Annotated in this window: 16 protein-coding genes and 1 tRNA gene; 5 read left to right on the forward strand and 12 right to left on the reverse strand. The window is 67.4% G+C overall.

Translation table 11 applies throughout. The features are described from left to right. Positions 1-2 precede the first annotated feature (2 nt). The 4 genes from RBT54_RS00690 to RBT54_RS00705 all read left to right on the forward strand — a co-directional run bounded on the left by RBT54_RS00690 (position 3) and on the right by RBT54_RS00705 (position 3,393). Positions 3-1,451 (forward strand): alanine/glycine:cation symporter family protein, encoded by a 1,449-nt coding sequence (locus tag RBT54_RS00690; RefSeq protein ID WP_320363086.1) that lies wholly within the window; start codon positions 3-5, stop codon positions 1,449-1,451. Positions 1,452-1,542: 91 nt separating this feature from the next. Next, positions 1,543-2,439 carry an RNase adapter RapZ gene (rapZ, locus tag RBT54_RS00695; protein ID WP_320363088.1) on the forward strand — a complete coding sequence of 299 codons (897 nt, stop codon included), beginning with the start codon at positions 1,543-1,545 and terminating at the stop codon, positions 2,437-2,439. Beyond that, positions 2,436-2,825 (forward strand): NusG domain II-containing protein, encoded by a 390-nt coding sequence (locus tag RBT54_RS00700; RefSeq protein ID WP_320363090.1) that lies wholly within the window; start codon positions 2,436-2,438, stop codon positions 2,823-2,825. Before rapZ ends, RBT54_RS00700 begins: the two co-directional genes overlap by 4 nt. Positions 2,826-2,880: 55 nt before the next feature. Then, positions 2,881-3,393 (forward strand): Gx transporter family protein, encoded by a 513-nt coding sequence (locus RBT54_RS00705; RefSeq protein WP_320363302.1) that lies wholly within the window; start codon positions 2,881-2,883, stop codon positions 3,391-3,393. Positions 3,394-3,704: 311 nt separating this feature from the next. On the opposite strand, the gene RBT54_RS00710 is transcribed toward RBT54_RS00705, so the two are convergent. Further along, a complete protein-coding gene (locus RBT54_RS00710) occupies positions 3,705-4,589 on the reverse strand; it encodes a dienelactone hydrolase family protein (protein ID WP_413788409.1) in 885 nt (294 codons plus the stop codon). A gap of 327 nt (positions 4,590-4,916) precedes the next feature. Between RBT54_RS00710 and RBT54_RS00715 the strand changes: the two genes are divergently transcribed. Further along, on the forward strand, positions 4,917-8,300 hold the full coding sequence (locus RBT54_RS00715; protein ID WP_320363092.1) for an EAL domain-containing protein: 3,384 nt from the start codon (positions 4,917-4,919) through the stop codon (positions 8,298-8,300). Positions 8,301-8,328: 28 nt separating this feature from the next. Here RBT54_RS00715 and infA read toward each other — a convergent pair whose 3' ends face one another. From infA to tolR, 11 genes are all read right to left on the reverse strand, one after another. Continuing rightward, on the reverse strand, positions 8,329-8,595 hold the full coding sequence (gene infA / locus RBT54_RS00720) for a translation initiation factor IF-1 (RefSeq protein WP_320363094.1): 267 nt from the start codon (positions 8,593-8,595) through the stop codon (positions 8,329-8,331). A gap of 397 nt (positions 8,596-8,992) precedes the next feature. Next, positions 8,993-9,439, reverse strand: coding sequence for a YaiI/YqxD family protein (locus tag RBT54_RS00725; protein ID WP_320363096.1), 447 nt, complete (start codon positions 9,437-9,439; stop codon positions 8,993-8,995). A 126-nt stretch (positions 9,440-9,565) separates the two neighbouring features. After that, positions 9,566-9,641 (reverse strand) — tRNA-Lys (locus RBT54_RS00730). 67 nt (positions 9,642-9,708) lie between these two features. Then, on the reverse strand, positions 9,709-10,815 hold the full coding sequence (locus tag RBT54_RS00735) for a YeeE/YedE family protein (RefSeq protein ID WP_320363098.1): 1,107 nt from the start codon (positions 10,813-10,815) through the stop codon (positions 9,709-9,711). Positions 10,816-10,872: 57 nt separating this feature from the next. Beyond that, the gene (gene queC, locus RBT54_RS00740) at positions 10,873-11,565 is read right to left on the reverse strand and encodes a 7-cyano-7-deazaguanine synthase QueC (RefSeq protein ID WP_320363100.1); all 693 of its coding nucleotides are present in this window, start codon (positions 11,563-11,565) and stop codon (positions 10,873-10,875) included. Positions 11,566-11,640: 75 nt separating this feature from the next. Further along, positions 11,641-12,312, reverse strand: coding sequence for a 7-carboxy-7-deazaguanine synthase QueE (gene queE / locus RBT54_RS00745; RefSeq protein ID WP_320363102.1), 672 nt, complete (start codon positions 12,310-12,312; stop codon positions 11,641-11,643). 4 nt (positions 12,313-12,316) lie between these two features. Beyond that, positions 12,317-13,057 (reverse strand): tol-pal system protein YbgF, encoded by a 741-nt coding sequence (gene ybgF, locus RBT54_RS00750; protein ID WP_320363104.1) that lies wholly within the window; start codon positions 13,055-13,057, stop codon positions 12,317-12,319. Positions 13,058-13,069: 12 nt separating this feature from the next. After that, a complete protein-coding gene (pal, locus tag RBT54_RS00755; protein WP_320363106.1) occupies positions 13,070-13,582 on the reverse strand; it encodes a peptidoglycan-associated lipoprotein Pal in 513 nt (170 codons plus the stop codon). 69 nt (positions 13,583-13,651) lie between these two features. Further along, the gene (gene tolB / locus RBT54_RS00760; RefSeq protein WP_320363108.1) at positions 13,652-14,929 is read right to left on the reverse strand and encodes a Tol-Pal system beta propeller repeat protein TolB; all 1,278 of its coding nucleotides are present in this window, start codon (positions 14,927-14,929) and stop codon (positions 13,652-13,654) included. A gap of 40 nt (positions 14,930-14,969) precedes the next feature. Continuing rightward, positions 14,970-15,893, reverse strand: coding sequence for an energy transducer TonB (locus tag RBT54_RS00765; protein WP_320363110.1), 924 nt, complete (start codon positions 15,891-15,893; stop codon positions 14,970-14,972). Further along, positions 15,890-16,306 carry a protein TolR gene (tolR, locus tag RBT54_RS00770; RefSeq protein WP_320363111.1) on the reverse strand — a complete coding sequence of 139 codons (417 nt, stop codon included), beginning with the start codon at positions 16,304-16,306 and terminating at the stop codon, positions 15,890-15,892. The genes RBT54_RS00765 and tolR overlap by 4 nt, the downstream gene beginning before the upstream one ends. Positions 16,307-16,308 lie beyond the last annotated feature (2 nt).

Below are 16,308 nucleotides of genomic sequence, written 5' to 3' on the forward strand. Positions count from 1 at the left end.
TCATGCAACAAACCGTCGACTGGATCAACGGCTGGGTGTGGAGTCCCGCCCTTGTCTATCTGTGCCTGCTGGTAGGTCTGTACTTCTCGATTCGTACCCGTTTCATGCAGGTGCGCCACATGGGCGAGATGGTGCGCGCGATGTTCCGCGGCAAGAGTTCGGCCGCAGGCGTGTCGTCCTTCCAGGCGCTGACCATCGCGCTGTCGGGGCGGGTCGGTACCGGTAACATCGCCGGTGTCGCCACGGCGATCGGTTTCGGCGGTCCGGGCGCGATCTTCTGGATGTGGATGGTCGCCTTCCTCGGCGCCGCTACCGCCTACATCGAATCCGCGCTCGGCCAGATCTACAAGACCGAGCATCACGGCCTGTACCGTGGCGGTCCCGCCTACTACATCGAGAAGGGCCTGGGCTGGCGCACGTACGCGATCGTGTTTGCGGTCGCGACCATGATCGCCTGCGGCTTGCTGCTGCCCGGGGTGCAGACCAACGCCATCGCCGCTGGCATGGAGAACGCATTCGGCGTGGCGCCGGCCGTCACCGGCACCATCATCGTGATCCTGCTCGGCCTCATCATCTTTGGCGGCGTACGCCGCATCGCCCAGGTCACCCAGGTGGTCGTACCGTTCATGGCGCTCGGCTACGTGCTGGCGGCGGCGGTGGTGGTGGCGCTCAACGTCGAGAAGGTGCCCGAGGTCATCGGCCTGATCCTGTCCTCGGCTTTCGGTATCGAGGCTGGCTTCGGCGCCATGATTGGCCTGGCGATCCAGTGGGGCGTCAAGCGCGGTGTGTATTCGAACGAAGCCGGCCAGGGTACCGGCCCGCACGCGGCCGCCGCGGCCGAGGTGCCGCACCCGGCCGCGCAGGGCCTGGTGCAGGCCTTCTCGGTGTATGTCGACACCTTGTTCGTGTGCTCGGCGACCGCGTTCATGATCCTGATCACCGGGACTTATAACGTCACTGGCGCGGACGGCCAGCAGGTGTTCACCGGCCTCGCCAACATCGCCGCGGGTACCGGCTTCACGCAGGCGGCGATGGAGCAGGTGCTGCCCGGCTTTGGCGCGGTGTTCGTGGCCATCGCGCTGTTCTTCTTCGCCTTCACCACGGTGCTGGCGTATTACTACATCGCCGAGACCAACCTCGCCTACCTCACTCGCAACCTGCGCTCCGAGGCCTTGATCTTCGTGCTGCGCGTGGCGCTGATCGGTTCCGCGCTGTACGGCTGCGTGCGCACCAGCGACCTCGCCTGGGGCCTGGGCGACATCGGCGTCGGCATCATGGCGTGGCTCAACATCGTGGCGATCCTGGTGCTGCAGAAGCCGGCGCTGCTGGCGCTGAAGGACTACGAGGCGCAGCAGGCGCGCGGTCGCGCCGAGCCCGAGTTCGATCCCCGTCCGCTGGGCATCAAGAACGCCGACCTGTGGGAGAAGATCGCCGACAAGCGCAAGGCCTGATCGACCCCGCGGGCAGCAAGACCCGCTTGCGAAGCCCCGCCCGCCGACGCTGCGCTATAGTGTCGGCGGGCGTTTCACATTCGAAGGACCCATGCAGATCGTACTCATCAGTGGCCTGTCGGGCTCGGGCAAGAGCATCGCGCTCAACGTGCTGGAAGACGCCGGCTACTACGTAGTGGACAACCTGCCCGCAGCGCTGCTGCCGCAGCTTGTGGCGCACCTGCGCGGCGCGGGCTGGCGGCGAGTCGCGGTGGCGGTGGATATGCGTTCCGGCGTGAGCATCGCAGCCCTGCCGCAGCAGGTCGAGGCGCTGCGCGCGACCGTGCGCGACCTGCGCGTCATCTTCCTCGAGGCGCGCGACGATGCACTGATCGCCCGCTTTTCCGAAACCCGCCGCCGACATCCACTTGCCATCGACGACGTCACCCTGGAAGAGGCGATCCAGCGCGAGCGCGAGGCGCTCGAGAGCATCGCGGAACTCGGTCATCGCATCGATACCAGCGACCTGCATCCGAACACGCTGCGTGCCTGGGTCAAGGACTTCATCCAGATGGCCTCGACCGAGGGCATGACGCTGATGTTCGAGTCCTTCGGCTTCAAGTACGGCATCCCGCTCGACGCCGACCTGGTGTTCGACGTGCGCTGCCTGCCCAACCCGCACTATGACCCAACGCTGCGCCCGCTGACCGGACGCGACCAGCCGGTGATCGAGTTCCTGGAGAAGATTCCGGAGGTCGAGCGCATGGCGCAGGACATCCGTCAGTTCGTCGCCAATTGGTTGCCCGCCTACCTGCGTGATAACCGCAGCTACCTCACGGTGGCAATCGGCTGCACCGGCGGTCAGCACCGCTCGGTGTATCTCGCCGAGTGGCTCGCCGACCACTTTCGCGATCAGCTCGAAGTCATCGTGCGCCATCGCTCGGCGGCCCGCCGCGCGGCAGATCGCGCTGCCGGTAGCCACGAGGCCGGGGGTGGAACGGCAACGTGAAGTTCGATGTGGCCCAGTGGCGGGCGCTGCTGCGACCGGGCGACATCGTCGTGGTCGCCCTTGGCCTCGCAGTGTGCGTGTATGCGGTGCTGAACCTGTGGCAGGGCGGTGTGCCGGATGGCGCGGTGGTGCGCGCTGGCGGGCGGGTGGTGGCCGAGGCCGATCTCACGCGCGAGCGCCTGATCGAGGTGCCCGGCCCACTCGGCGTTACCGTGATCGAAATCCAGCCCGGACGCGCGCGCGTCGCCTCGGATCCCGGGCCGCGGCAGTATTGCGTGCGCCAGGGCTGGCTGACACAGGCCGGCGCGGTGGCGATCTGCGCGCCCAACGAAGTCAGCCTCAGCCTCACCGGCCGCGCTGCCGCCTATGACTCCCTCAACTATTGAGCTGACGCCCACCGTGGAGGACCGCCGCATCGCCCGCCATGCGGCGGCGGCGATCGTGCTCACGGTGGCCGAAGCGGCGATTCCGTTGCCGCTGCCCGGGGTCAAGCCCGGGCTGGCCAACATCGTGACACTGGTTGTGCTTGCGCGCTGGGGCTGGCGCGAGGCGGTGTGGGTGTCGCTGCTGCGCGTGCTTGCGGGAAGCCTGCTGCTCGGCCAGTTCTTCGCACCGGGTTTTTTCCTCAGTCTGTCCGGGGCGCTCGCCAGTCTGCTGGTGTTGGGAATGGCGATGCATCTGCCGGCACGCTGGTTCGGCCCGGTGAGTCACAGCATCCTCGCGGCGTTCGCGCACATCGGCGCGCAGCTGGTGGTGGCGCGGCTGTGGCTGGTGCCGCATGACGGAGTGTTCTACCTGTTGCCGGTGTTTGCCCTGGCTGCGGTGGTGTTTGGCCTCGTGAATGGCCTGGTTGCGTCGCGCTTGCTGGCCGAGCTGCCTCTTCAGGCTTCCGGCTCGCCGTCAGCGGATTTGGCCGTGCGATCGGCAGCGGAAGCGGATTCTCCGGAACGCTGACTGCCTGCCGCCGTCCAACCGGACACTGCGGGCGACAAGTGCCGCCCGTGCGACGTACGGAGGACACATGCGCGGACCCTGGTGGCGATGGCTGAGCACCGTGCTGGCGATCATCTCCGGCCTGGTTTTCGGCTGGGTGGCGGGTACTGGCGTGGTGCAGGCCGCCGTCACTGCAGGCGCCCCCGTCGTTGCAGTCAAGGACGCCGGCAGGCTCGGGTCTTTCGCCAGCGATACGGCCCGGATACCGCCCGGGAGTCCATGAGAGCGGCTCCACGGGCGGCGCCTGGGCGCGGCGCCCGTGGAAATGGTGCTCAGCTGCGCTGCTGGGCGAACCATTCCAGCATGCGTTTCCAGCCGTCCTCGGCCTCTGCCTTGCGGTAGCTCGGGCGGTAATCGGCATGGAAGGCGTGCGGTGCATCCGGGTAGACGTGGATCGTGCTGCGGCTGCCGGCCTTCTCCAGCGCTTCGCGCATCATGTCTACATCGGTCAGTGGAATGCCCTGGTCCTGCCCACCGTAGAGGCCAAGCACCGGGGCATGCAGGGCGTCGGCAATGTCCATCGGATGCTGGGGCGTCATGTCGGACGGTACGCCGTCGACGCGGCCGTACCAGGCCACGCCGCTCTTGACCCTGGGGTTGTGGGCAGCGTACAGCCAGGTGACGCGGCCACCCCAGCAGAAGCCGGTGATTGCCAGCCAGTCCGGGTCGCCGCCCTGGGTTGTGGCCCAGGTGGCGCAGGCGTCGAGGTCGGCCATCACCTGGGCGTCCGGTACCTTGGAGACGATGCCCTGGATGATCTCGCCGACGTTCTCGATCGTGCGCGGGTCACCCTGGCGGAAGAAGAGTTCGGGCGCGATCGCGAGGTAGCCCTGGTGCGCCAGGCGGCGGCAGACGTCGCGGATGTACTCGTGCACGCCGAAGATCTCCTGCACCACCAGCACCACCGGCAGCTTTGCTCCGCTGGCGGGGCGGGCGAAGTACACCGGCAGCGCACCGCCCTCGACCGCAATGTTGGCGTCGCCGGTGCTGAGCCCGGTGGCCTCGGTGCTGATCGCGGTGCTTGCCTGCACCGGTTGCACGGCAAGCGCAAAGCCCGCGGCGGCAAGGGTGGTGACGAAGCCGCGACGGTCGAGGCGGGCTGCAGGGAGCAGGCTGTCGAACTGCTGGCGGTCGGTTTCTGTATCCATGTTCTTCATCGTTCGGGTCTCCTCTGTCGGATTCTGGGCAGCCGCTGCAGGCTGCATTGTGAGCATCGTCGTGGGCACGGATGCCGCCTGTTCATGACCGTCGTATGCTTCAACGCGTTCCGCATGGCTCGCGATAAAGTAACATCTTGCTAACGTAAATCCCCGCTTTGGGTCGTCCATGCGTCTTGTGCTCCTCGTTCTGCCCACTCTGCCCGCTGCGCCTGTCAGCCGGACCCCGGTCCGGCCTGTCTGCGCTCGGGGCAAAGTGTCGATCAACTGTGCGCCGCTGGGGTGGGGGCGTGACGGAGGTGTCGGCATCGGGCTGGTGCGCACGCGATGAACAATGACCTGTCGGTGCTGCGCGTACTGTACGTCGAGGACAACCCGGCCGACGCCGAGCTCGCGCAACGGGTGCTGGCACGCGTGGCACCGTGGATCGAGCTGGATATTGCGACCACGATCGCCGAGGTGAAGGCGGCGCTCCAGTGCGCCGAACTCCCCGATGTGCTCGCCACTGACATTCATCTGTCCGATGGCAGCGGAATCGAGCTCGTGAGCTGGCTGCGCAGTTGCGGCCTGGCGCTCCCGGTCGTGGTGCTCACCGGCTTGGGCAACGACCAGTGTGCCCTGACGGCATTGCGTGCGGGCGCCGACGACTACCTGACCAAGCACGGCGACTACCTCCAGCGCCTGCCCCGCATCCTGCGCGAGGCGCGCGAACGCAAGCTGCGGCGCAAGGCGTTCATGGGCGCGACCGTGCGCGTGCTGTTCGTCGACGCGGATGAAGCCGAGATCGCCAGCGTGCGGGATTGCCTGGCGCGCAACACGCCCAACATCCATGTCGACATCGCACATACGATCGCCGAGGCGCTCGCGGGCCTGCCCGCAGACGAGGTGCCGCCGGTCGATCTGCTGCTGATCTCGCATGCCCTGCCCGATGGGGAGGGTCTCGAACTTGCCCACATCCTGCGCGTTGAGCGCGGCATTGCCTTGCCGGTGGTTCTGCTCGCCGATCAGTGCAGCGAGGCGCTGATCACGCGCGCCGCGCACGAGGGTGTGGACGACTATCTCGTCCGCCACGACGCCTACCTCTACGAGCTCCCTGCCACGCTCGAGAAGGTGCACCGCCAGGCCGTCATTGCCCGCGAGCGTGTGCAACTGCGCATGACCACCGAGCGTCTCGGACGCCTGCTCGCGACCGGCTCCACCGTGCTCTACGGCCTGCGCATGGTCGACGGGGCGCTGGTGGCGACCTGGTTCAGCGACAACATCGAGCGCCTCACGGGCTACACCGCAGCAGAGACCATGGCGCCGGGTTGGTGGGCCGCAAACCTCGATCCGGTGATGCGCGACGATGTCCTCGCACATTCTGCTCGCCTGATCGAGGACGGCCAGTTGAGTCACGAGTACCGCTTCCGCTGCCGGAATGGACGGATGATCTGGGTGCGCGACGAACTGCGCGTGGTGCCACGGCGGGCTGCCGAAGCGCTGGAGGTGGCGGGCGCGTGGACCGACATCACCGCGAGCAGGCGGGCCGAGCAACTGCGTTGCGCGCGCGCTGCCGTGCTCGATGGCGTGGTCGCCAGCCAGCCGCTGTCCTCCATTCTCGACATGGTTGTGCGCAGCCTGGAGGATCTGGTGCCGGAGATGCGGGTGTCGATCCTGCTGCTCGACGCGCACAGCGGGCGGCTCCATGTGGCTGCGGCGCCCAGGTTGCCGGATTTCTACAACGCGGCGGTCGAGGGCCTGGAGATCGGCGAGGGGCGCGGCTCGTGCGGCACCGCTGCGTTCCGCGGCGGGCGGGTGATCGTCGAGGACATCGCGCAGCATCCGTTCTGGCGGGGCTTCGAGGAAGTGACCGCGCGCGCGGGCTTGCGGGCGTGCTGGTCGGTGCCGTTCAAGGACACCAGCGGCCAGGTGCTGGGTACCTTCGCCAGCTACCACGCCACGCCCCACGCGCCTGACCAGGACGAACTCGATCTGGTCGAGGAGTTCGCCCGCATCACCGGGCTGGCGGTGCAGAAGGTGCGTGCCGAGGCGGCGCTGCGGCAGTCGTCGGCGGTGTTCGAGAGTACGCGCGACGGGGTGGTGATCACCACGCTCGAGCCGCGCATCGTCGCGGTCAACCCGGCCTACAGCGAGATCACCGGTTACAGTGCCGAAGAGGTGATCGGTCGCAATCCCGGCCTGTTGCGCTCGGGGCGTCATGATCGTGCCTTCTATCAGGCGATGTGGGCCAAGCTCAAGACGTTGGGCTACTGGCAGGGTGAGGTCTGGAACCGGCGTGCGAACGGCGAGGTGTATCCGCAATGGCTGACGCTCAGCACGGTGCGCGACGAGGCCGGCGAGCCGAGTCATTTCGTGGGTGTGTTCACCGACCTCACACAGCTCAAGCGCTCGGAGCAGCAGCTCGAGCACCTGACCCACTACGATCCCTTGACCGATCTGCCGAACCGGCTGCTGGTGCAGTCGCGGCTGGAGCACGCGATCGAGCAGGCGCGCCGCCATCGCAGCAAGGTCGGGGTGTTGTTCGTCGATCTCGATCGCTTCAAGAACGTCAATGACAGCCTGGGGCATCCTGCGGGGGACGAGCTCATCCAGGCGGTTTCGGCCCGCCTGCGCGGCGGTCTGCGCGACGAGGACACGCTCGCGCGGCTGGGCGGAGACGAGTTCCTCGTCGTCATCGAGGATCTCGAGTCCGCCGACGCGGCCGCCAGCGTCGCCAGCAAGCTCACGCAACTGGTGCAGAATCCGTTCCGCGTCGCCGATGGCCAGGAGGTCATCGTCAGCGCGAGCATCGGCATCAGTCTGTACCCGGACGACGGCGACACGGCCACCGGGCTCATCCAGCATGCCGATGCCGCGCTGTATCAGGCCAAGGCGCGCGGTCGCGACAGCTTCTGCTTCTATTCGAGCTCACTCACGGCCGCGGTCAGCGAACGCATGCAGATGGAGATGGGGCTGCGCCGGGCGCTGGAGCGCGGTGAACTGCTGATTCACTACCAGCCGCTGGTGAGCCTGGAAGGGGGGCGCATCGGCGCCGAGGCATTGCTGCGCTGGCAGCCGCCGGGCGAGGCACTGGTGCGGCCCGACCGCTTCATTCCGCTGGCGGAAGAGACCGGTCTGATCGTGCCGATCGGCGCCTGGGTGCTGCGCCAGGCTTGCCAACAGGCGCGTGCCTGGCTGGACGCCGGGCTGGATTTTGGTGTGGTGTCGGTCAACCTGTCGGTGCGCCAGTTCCACGAGCGGGATCTGGGTAGTCTGGTGGCGGACGTGCTGAGGGAGACGGGCCTGCCGGCGGATCGCCTTGAATTGGAAATCACCGAGTCCGCGCTGATGAACGATGTCGAGCAGGCGGTGCGCATGCTGCGGCTGCTGCGCGCAATCGGAGTGGCGCTGGCGGTGGATGACTTCGGGACCGGCTACTCGTCGCTCGCCTACCTGAAGCGTTTTCCGATCGGCAAGCTGAAGGTGGATCAGAGCTTCGTGCACGGCATTGCCACCGACGACAGCGATCGTGCAATTGTCACGGCGACGATCGCCATGGCGCGCAGCCTGGGCTTCACGACCACAGCAGAGGGGGTGGAAACCGAGGCGCAACTCGACATCCTGCGCGCGCTCGGTTGTAGTGCCTACCAGGGCTACCTGTTCAGCCGCCCTGTCGATGCGATGACCTTCGCCCGCCTGCCGTGCTTCGGCAGGGCGGATGAGGCCGGGTGAGCCCGCGTTCAGCGGGGTAGGGCGGGAATCAGCGGCGGCGCGGGGGCGGCGAGGCGGCAGCGCCAGCCGGGCGGCCCGGCAGGTGGCGGAACGTGATCCGGCCCTTGCTCAGGTCATAGGGCGACATCTCGAGTGAGACGTTGTCGCCGGCGATGATGCGGATGTGGTGCTTGCGCATCTTGCCGCCCGAGTAGGCGATCAGGTTGTGACCGTTGTCCAGCGTCACGCGGTAGCGGCCGTCGGGCAGCACCTCGGTGACGGATCCGTGCATTTCGATGAGTTCTTCCTTGGCCATGTTCAGGCTCCTTGTCGTTTTCCGGTGCCGGCGTGTGCGCGGCACCGGTTTGGCTCGCTCCGCAGCGGCAAGCTTGAATCTGGTGTACGTCATGCGGTGGCGCAGCATGAGCCGGATACAAGCGGCGCGTCGTGGGCGGGCCGTTAAGGGGTGTTGCAGTGGCGTGCCCGCGGTTGAATGCATGGCACGGGCAGTGAAGGCGAGAGGGTGGAGCGTACGCGGGGCGCTCGGGATCGCTGCCGGAAAGGGTGGAGTTGCGATGAAGTTGCGGCACTTCGCGTGCCACGTTCCGGATTGAACGCGTACATGCCGATCCGGGAAAATATTCGCCATAAACTATACCCGATTTCCAGCCTCGGGTCCAGACGTGGGTTTGTCCTCCGCCCGCCCGCGCTCCTCAAGTCATGCGTAGCAGAAGGCGGTCCAGGCGGTTTGCGAACGCCTGTCGGTCCGCGGCGCCGAATGCCGCCGGCCCGCCGGTCTCCACGCCCGTGTTGCGCAGCGTGTCCATGAAGTTGCGCATGTCGAGCAGCTCGCGGATGTTCTCCTTGCCGTAGAGCTCACCCCGCGGCGACAGCGCGTGGGCGTCCCTGGCCACCACGTCGGCGGCGAGCGGGATGTCGGCGGTGACCACCAGGTCGCCCGCCGCGACGTGCGCGGCGATGTACTTGTCGGCCTCGTCGAAGCCGCCTGGAACCTGGATCATGCGGATCAGGGCGGACGGCGGCGTACGCAGGAACTGGTTGGCGACCAGCGTCAATGGGAGTCCGGTGCGCCCCGCGGCGCGGAACAGGATGTCCTTGATGACCACGGGACAGGCGTCGGCATCGACCCAGATGTGCATGGCGGGACGTCCTTTGGCGGAGGCGGGCAGGATCGGAGCGAGAGGGGTGAAGCGCCGCCGATCGAGCAGGTCGCGGCCTGGAAACGAAAATGCCCCAGCCGAAGCCGGGGCATTTTCGTGTTTTCTTGGTAGGCCGTGCGGGATTCGAACCTGCGACCAACGGATTAAAAGTCCGCTGCTCTACCAGCTGAGCTAACGACCCGAAAAACGAGGCTGAATTATAGATGCTCCTCGCAGCTTGCGTCAAGTGGGCAACAAGCGTCGTGTCGTCAGGCTTCGCGCATCAGCAGCCAGTACTGGATCTTCATCGTGATTGCAGAGCCGGCGATGATCGCGGCGGTGGTCAGGATCGAACCGACGGCCAGCGTCGACAGCCCGGTGACGCCCTGGCCGATGGTGCAGCCGAGCGCGGTGACGCCGCCGAAACCCATCAGCAGGCCGCCGAGCATGTGGCGGACGAGGTCGCCGGTGTCGCGGAAGCTTTCGATGCGAAAACCACGGCTGAGCAGCGCATGGATAGCCGCGCCGACGATGACGCCCAACGCGCTGGCGATGCCGAAGGTGACGATGCGGCTCTTGTCGCTCCACAGCAGCAGCAGTTCGAGCGTGTACGCGACCGGGGCAACGAAGGTCAGGGATTCCGCGCGGCCGCTGTTGGTGGCGATGAAGGCTTCCTCGAGGGTCTCGGGATGCTCGACGACGTAGCCGATGTGCCCGGAGACGTACCATCCGGCAACGACGGTGGCGCCGACCACGATGCCGCCCAGCAGCACGTCCACGCGCCAGGCTTCGCGGCTGGCGAGCGACCACAGCAGCAGGCCGCCGCCGATCACCGCGGTGGCGAGCAGCAGAGCGGTGGCGGGCTCGAGGCCGGCGGCGGCGAGGAAGGCGGGGATGTCCTGACCGTGGGGCAGATCGGCGGAGAACGGCTCGATGAAGCTGACCCGCCACACGCCGAACAGCCCGCGGATCGTCATGTAGGCGCCGATCGCCAGGAACACGAAGACCACGATCGACTTCAGGTTGCCACCGCCGATCCGGATCAGGGTCTTGCTGCCGCAGCCCGAGGCCAGGGTCATGCCGATGCCGAAGCACGCGCCGCCGAGGAGGTGTCCCAGCCAGGTCAGCCGGCTGCCGGTGTAGAGCGTCTTGGACGCGTCGAACAGCCCCAGCCATTGCAGGGCGCCGGTGCCGAGGATGGCGACCGCGATGGCGAGCGCCCACATCCGCATGCGGTTCCAGTCGCCCATGTTCACGATGTCGGATACCGCGCCCATGGTGCAGAAGTTGGTGCGGTGGGCAACGAAGCCGAACACGACGCCGATGGCGAACGCGAGCCAGACGATGGTCGAGGCGGAGACCAGGGTTTCTTCCATGATGCAGACCGGAAAGCGGCAGGAGCCGGGAGTTTAAAGGAAAGACTGCAGTTGCCGTCAGGCAGTGCGCGGTCGGTAGAGGGTGGGATCGGGGATGCCCGCGGCCTGGAAGCCGGCTGCACGCAGGCGGCAGGCTTCGCAGCCGCCGCAGGCGCGACCCTCGTCGTCGGCCTGGTAACAGGTGACGGTGATGCCGTAGTCCACGCCCAGTGCCACGCCGCGGCGGATGATGTCGGCTTTGGAGAGGTCGATCAGCGGGGCGTGGATGCGCAGCCGGGCGCCTTCGACGCCAGCCTTGGTGGCGAGGTTGGCCATGTGCTCGAAGGCCTCGATGAAGGCGGGCCGGCAGTCGGGATAGCCGGAGTAATCCACCGCATTGACGCCGACGAAGATGTCGTTGGCGCCGAGGACTTCGGCCCACGCCAGCGCGATCGACAGCATCACGGTGTTGCGCGCCGGCACGTAGGTGACCGGAATGCCGCCCTTGTCCTCGTTCATCGGCACGGCAATGCCCGGGTCGGTGAGGGCCGAGCCGCCGAACTGGCCGAGGTTGACGCTGGCGGTGCGATGTTCGCTGGCGCCCAGCGCGGCGGCGACGCGTCGTGACGCGTCGAGCTCGGCGGCGTGACGCTGGCCGTAGGCCACCGACAACGCGTAGGTTTCGAAGCCCAGGTCGCGGGCGATGGCGAGGCAGGTTGCGGAGTCGAGGCCGCCGGAGAGCAGGACGACGGCACGGGGCGGGTTGTTCATGTCGGCAATTTCCATAAGGGGCGCGTCCGGCGCAAAGGCACGCGACACGGCGTGCTCACCGCCGCGGGCGGTCGACTAGCGCCCGCGGGCGTCGTTCCACAGAATCTTGTGCAACTGGAGCTGGAAGCGCACCGGCAGGCGGTCGCGCACGACCCACTCTGCCAACTCGGCGGGGTCGAGCGCACCGGCAACCGGCGACAGCAGCACGCTGCAGCGCCGGTCGAGCGCATGGGTGGTGATCTGCGCGCGCGCCCAGTCGTAATCGGCGGCGTCGGCGAGCACGATCTTCACTTCGTCATGGGCGCGCAGCAGCGCCATGTTCTCGTAGCGGTTCTTTGCCACTTCCCCGGAGCCGGGGGCCTTCAGATCCATGACGCGGGAGACGCGCGCGTCCACTTCGCTGATGTCGAGGGCGCCGCTGGTCTCCAGCGACACCTCGTGGCCGGCGTCGCACAGGGCGCTGAGTAGCGCCAGGCAGCCCTTCTGGGCGAGCGGCTCGCCGCCGGTCACGCACACGTGGCGCAGGCCATGGCGGGCGACTTCGGCGAGGATGTCGTCGAGCGCGCGCGAGCTGCCACCGGTGAAGGCGTAGGCGGTGTCGCACCAGGTGCAGCGCAGGGGGCAGCCGGTGAGGCGGACGAAGACCGTGGGCAGGCCCACCCGGCTCGATTCGCCCTGTACGGAGGCAAATATTTCGGTGATGCGAAGGCGGACGGCGGCTGCCGTCCCCGTGTCCATGACCGCCATGGACTCAGCGTGTGCCCAGACGCTGGCGCGCGACCTGGGCGGCGTTGCTTTGCGGATAGCGTTCGGTCAGCGACTTCAGCGTGTTGCGCGAGGCGGTGGCGTCGCCGAGGGCCTGCTGGCTGTTGGCCAGGCCGAGCATGGCGTCGGGCGCAACGTTGTCGCTGGGCCACTTGTCGAGCACGGTCTTGAAGTGGCGGTTCGCGCTGGCGACGTCCTTCGACTGCAACGCCGCATTGCCGGCCCAGAAGTGGGCGCCGGCGGTGAAGTTGCCGGACGGATAGCGCCTGGTGTAGCTGTCGAAGGCGGCGAGCGCCTCTTGCTGCTTGCCGCTCTTGAGCAGGTTCAGTGCGGCTTCATAGTCGGCCGATTCGGCCGCCGCATCGCCGGCAGGCGCTGGCGCCGCAGTCCCGCTCGCCGGGGCTGCGGCGGTGCCGCCGGTTTCGATCTGGCGCAGACGTGCGTCCAGATCGACGTAGAAATCCTTCTGCCGCTGCTTGAGCGTTTCCACCTCGTTCATCAGCAGTTCGATCTGGCCACGCAGGCGCGCCACCTCGGCACGCTGTTGTTCGTTCTGCATGGCGAGCTCGAGCTGGCCGCGGCTGGTGGTCTCGATCTGGCCCTGAACATCCTGCCGGAGCTGGATGATCTGGTTGCGAGCCTCGGTATCACCCCCGAACAACTGGGCGTGCGCCGGCGCGACCGGGACGAGGGCAAGCAATGCTGCGAGCGGCAGAAGGCGTTTCATGGCGTGACTCTCTCAGAACTCGCCGGAGTAGAGCATGTCGCCACGACGGTTCTCGCCGTAGCAGGCCTCGGTGCGGTCTTCACAGCGCGGCTTCTCCTCGCCCAGGCTGACGGACTCGACCTGCGCTTCCTGGGCGCCCAGCAGCATCAGAGCCTGCTTGACGACGTCGGCACGCTTCTGGCCCAGCGCCAGGTTGTACTCGCGGCTGCCGCGCTCATCGGTGTTGCCCTGGATCAGCATGCGCATCTGCGGATTCTGGACCAGGAAGCGGGCGTGGGCTTCGACCAGCGGACGGGCTTCCTGCTTGATGACGTAGCTGTCGAAGTCGAAGAACACGCTGCGCTTCGAGAGGATGTTGTTCGGATCGGTCAGGGCCGCGATGCCGCTGCCGCTGGCGCTGCCGGCGGTCACGGTGGCCACGCCGGCGCCGCGATCCTCGACCGATGCGCCGGCGGTTTCGGGGCCGGTGCTCGAGCATGCGGCAAGGGTCAGGGCCAGCAGGGCCGGGAGGATGAGTTTCTTCATGGGTGTTGCTCCAATACTTGTGTTTAAGACAGCAGAGAGGAATGCACGGCTTATGTGCCGCTTCTTTGATTACCGGATCTGCGGACCCCAGGCGGGTTCGCGGACGTCGGCGGCCTGCACCGTCAGCCGCTGGCGGATGCTCCCGTCCGTCGACACCGCCGACAGCACGCCGCGGCCACCGCTATCGGTGGCGTAGAGGATCATGCGGCCGTTGGGGGCGAAGCTGGGCGATTCGTCGCGTGCCGAATCGGTGAGGATGGTGGTCTGCCGCGTGGCGAGGTCTTGCACGGCCACCTGGAAGCGGCCGGCATTGCGGGTGATGAAAGCGAGCAGCTTGCCGTCGAAAGACAGGCGCGGCGACACGTTGTAGTTGCCGTCGAAGCTCACTCGCTGGGCGCCACCGCCACTTGCAGGAATGCGGTAGATCTGCGGACTGCCGCCGCGATCGGAGGTGAAGTAGATGTGGCCGTCTGCACCCCAGAACGGCTCGGTATCGATGCCGGCGGACTGCGCCAGGCGGCGCACGCCCGAGCCGTCAGCGCTCACCACGTAGAGTTGCGACTGGCCGTCCTTGGTCAGCACCACCGCGATCTGGCTGCCGTCGGGCGACCATGCGGGGGCGGAGTTCGAGCCCTTGAAGTTGGCGACGACCCGACGCTGCCCGGTGGCGAGCGTGTGCACATAAACGATCGGCTTCTTCTGCTCGAAGGACACATAGGCCAGGCGCTGGCCGTCCGGGGACCATGCCGGCGAGATGATTGGCTCACGCGAGCGCAGCGCGGTGGCGGCATTCATGCCGTCGGCGTCCGCGACCTGGAGCTCGAAGTTGGTGCCGGACTTGACCACGTAGGCGATGCGGGTGGCGAAATAGCCGGGCAGACCGGTGAGCTTTTCATATACGAAGTCGGCGATGCGGTGGCCGACGAGGCGGTTCTGCGCCGGGCTCATCGGCAGCGCCATGGCGCCGAGTTCCTGCTGCTTCTGGGCATCGAAGAGTCGGAAGCGCGCCTCGTAGCGGCCATCCGCCATCGGGATCAGGCTGCCGGTGAGCACGGCATCGGCGCCGCGGCCGCGTACCGCGGCGAGGTCGGGCATGACCGATTCGGGCATCGGCAGCGGGCCGGTGTCGATCAGCGTGAACACGCCGCTGCGCTCGAGATCGGCGCGGACGACGTCGGTCACGCTCTGCGGCAGGCGGCCCTCGTTCTCGAAGATCGGGATGATGACCGGGAAGCGCGAGGCGCCTGTGCCGGTGATCTCGATCGACAACTGGGCGTGTGCGCCCAGCGCGAGGCTGGCGAGCAGGCCGGCGAGGAAGAGGCGGAAGACTTGCAGTGTTTTGATCATGCGGGGTTTTCTCCAGCCGCGGATTATAGACATGACGGACTCAATCGTCCGCCAGCGGACGGAATTTAAGCTCCAGCGTGCGCTGGAACTGGCTGCGGTTCTCCGGCAGGGGCAGCGGGCTCGAACGCCGGATTGCGCGTTCGATTGCCTCGTCGAGCGCAGGTATGCCGGACGAGCGTTTCAGCCGTACGTTCAGCACCTCGCCGCTGGGCAACTGATCCACTTCGAAGATCGCCTCCGGGTTGCCGGCCAGACCCGGTGGACGCAGCAGGTTGCCGCGCACCTTGGCGGCGATCGCCGCGCGGTACTTGTCGATGTCACCGCCCGGTGCGCCCTGGCTGGCGGCGCCCTGGGCGGCCGCACGCGCGCCCTCCTGCTGCATCAGGCTGGCCAGGCGTGCCTGCTCAGCACGCTGGAGTTCCTGCTCCAGGCGCTGCGCGGTCGGATCCGGCGCGGGCTTCGGCTCGGGTTTGGGCGGCGGCTTCGGTTCGGGCTTCGGCTCGGGTTTGGGCTGAGGCTTGGGTTCCGGTTTCGGTTCAGGTTTCGGCTGGGGCTTGGGTTCGGGCTTGGGCTCAGGTTTCGGTGCGGGCTTCGGTGGCTCCGGCTTCTTCTCGGGAGGCTTGGTCGCGATCTCGGGTTTCGGCACAGGCGCGGGCGTCGGCTTGGGTGGCTCCGGCTTGGGCTCGGGCTTCGGTTCGGGCTTGGGTTCGGGCTTCGGTTCGGGCTTGGGTTCCGGCTTGGGTTCCGGCTTGGGTTCGGGCGTCGGCTGCGGGCGCGCGACTGCGGGCGCGCTGCGCGCCGGCATCGACGCCAGGCCGACCTCGAGCGCCGCCGGTGGCGGGCTCTGCCAGCGCACACCGAAGAACAGGAACAGGAAAAGCCCCAGGTGCACGGCGATCGCCAGGCCCAGGGACTGCCACTTGCCGGGCGCCTCGCGCCGGGGCGGTGCTGCGCGTTCCCTCATTTCTGGGTCGTCGCACTCTGGGTGACGAGGCTGATCTTGCGTACCCCGGCACTGCGTGCGACTTCGAGCACGTCAATGACCTTCTGATAGTCCAGCTTGCTGTCGGCGGCGACCAGGAATGCTTGCTCCGGGTTCTTGGCCAAGGCGTCCTGCAGGGTGATTCCGAGCTGATCCTTGCGGATCGCCCGGGAATTGCCGCTGTTGCTCGGGCGCAACGCGAGCGCGCCGTCAGCCTTCACCTCGATGAAGATCGCCTCGGATTGCGGCGGGGGCGTGCCTGCGCCGGCGGACGGGATGTTGATCGTGCCCTGCTGGATCATCGGTGCAGTGACCATGAAGATCACCAGCAGGACCAGCATCACGTCGATGTAGGGCACGACGTTGATCTGGTTCATTAGGCGGCGTTGGCGCATTG

Origin of the sequence: Thauera sp. (genome assembly GCF_034003485.1) — a bacterium.
Taxonomy (GTDB): Bacteria; Pseudomonadota; Gammaproteobacteria; order Burkholderiales; family Rhodocyclaceae; genus Thauera.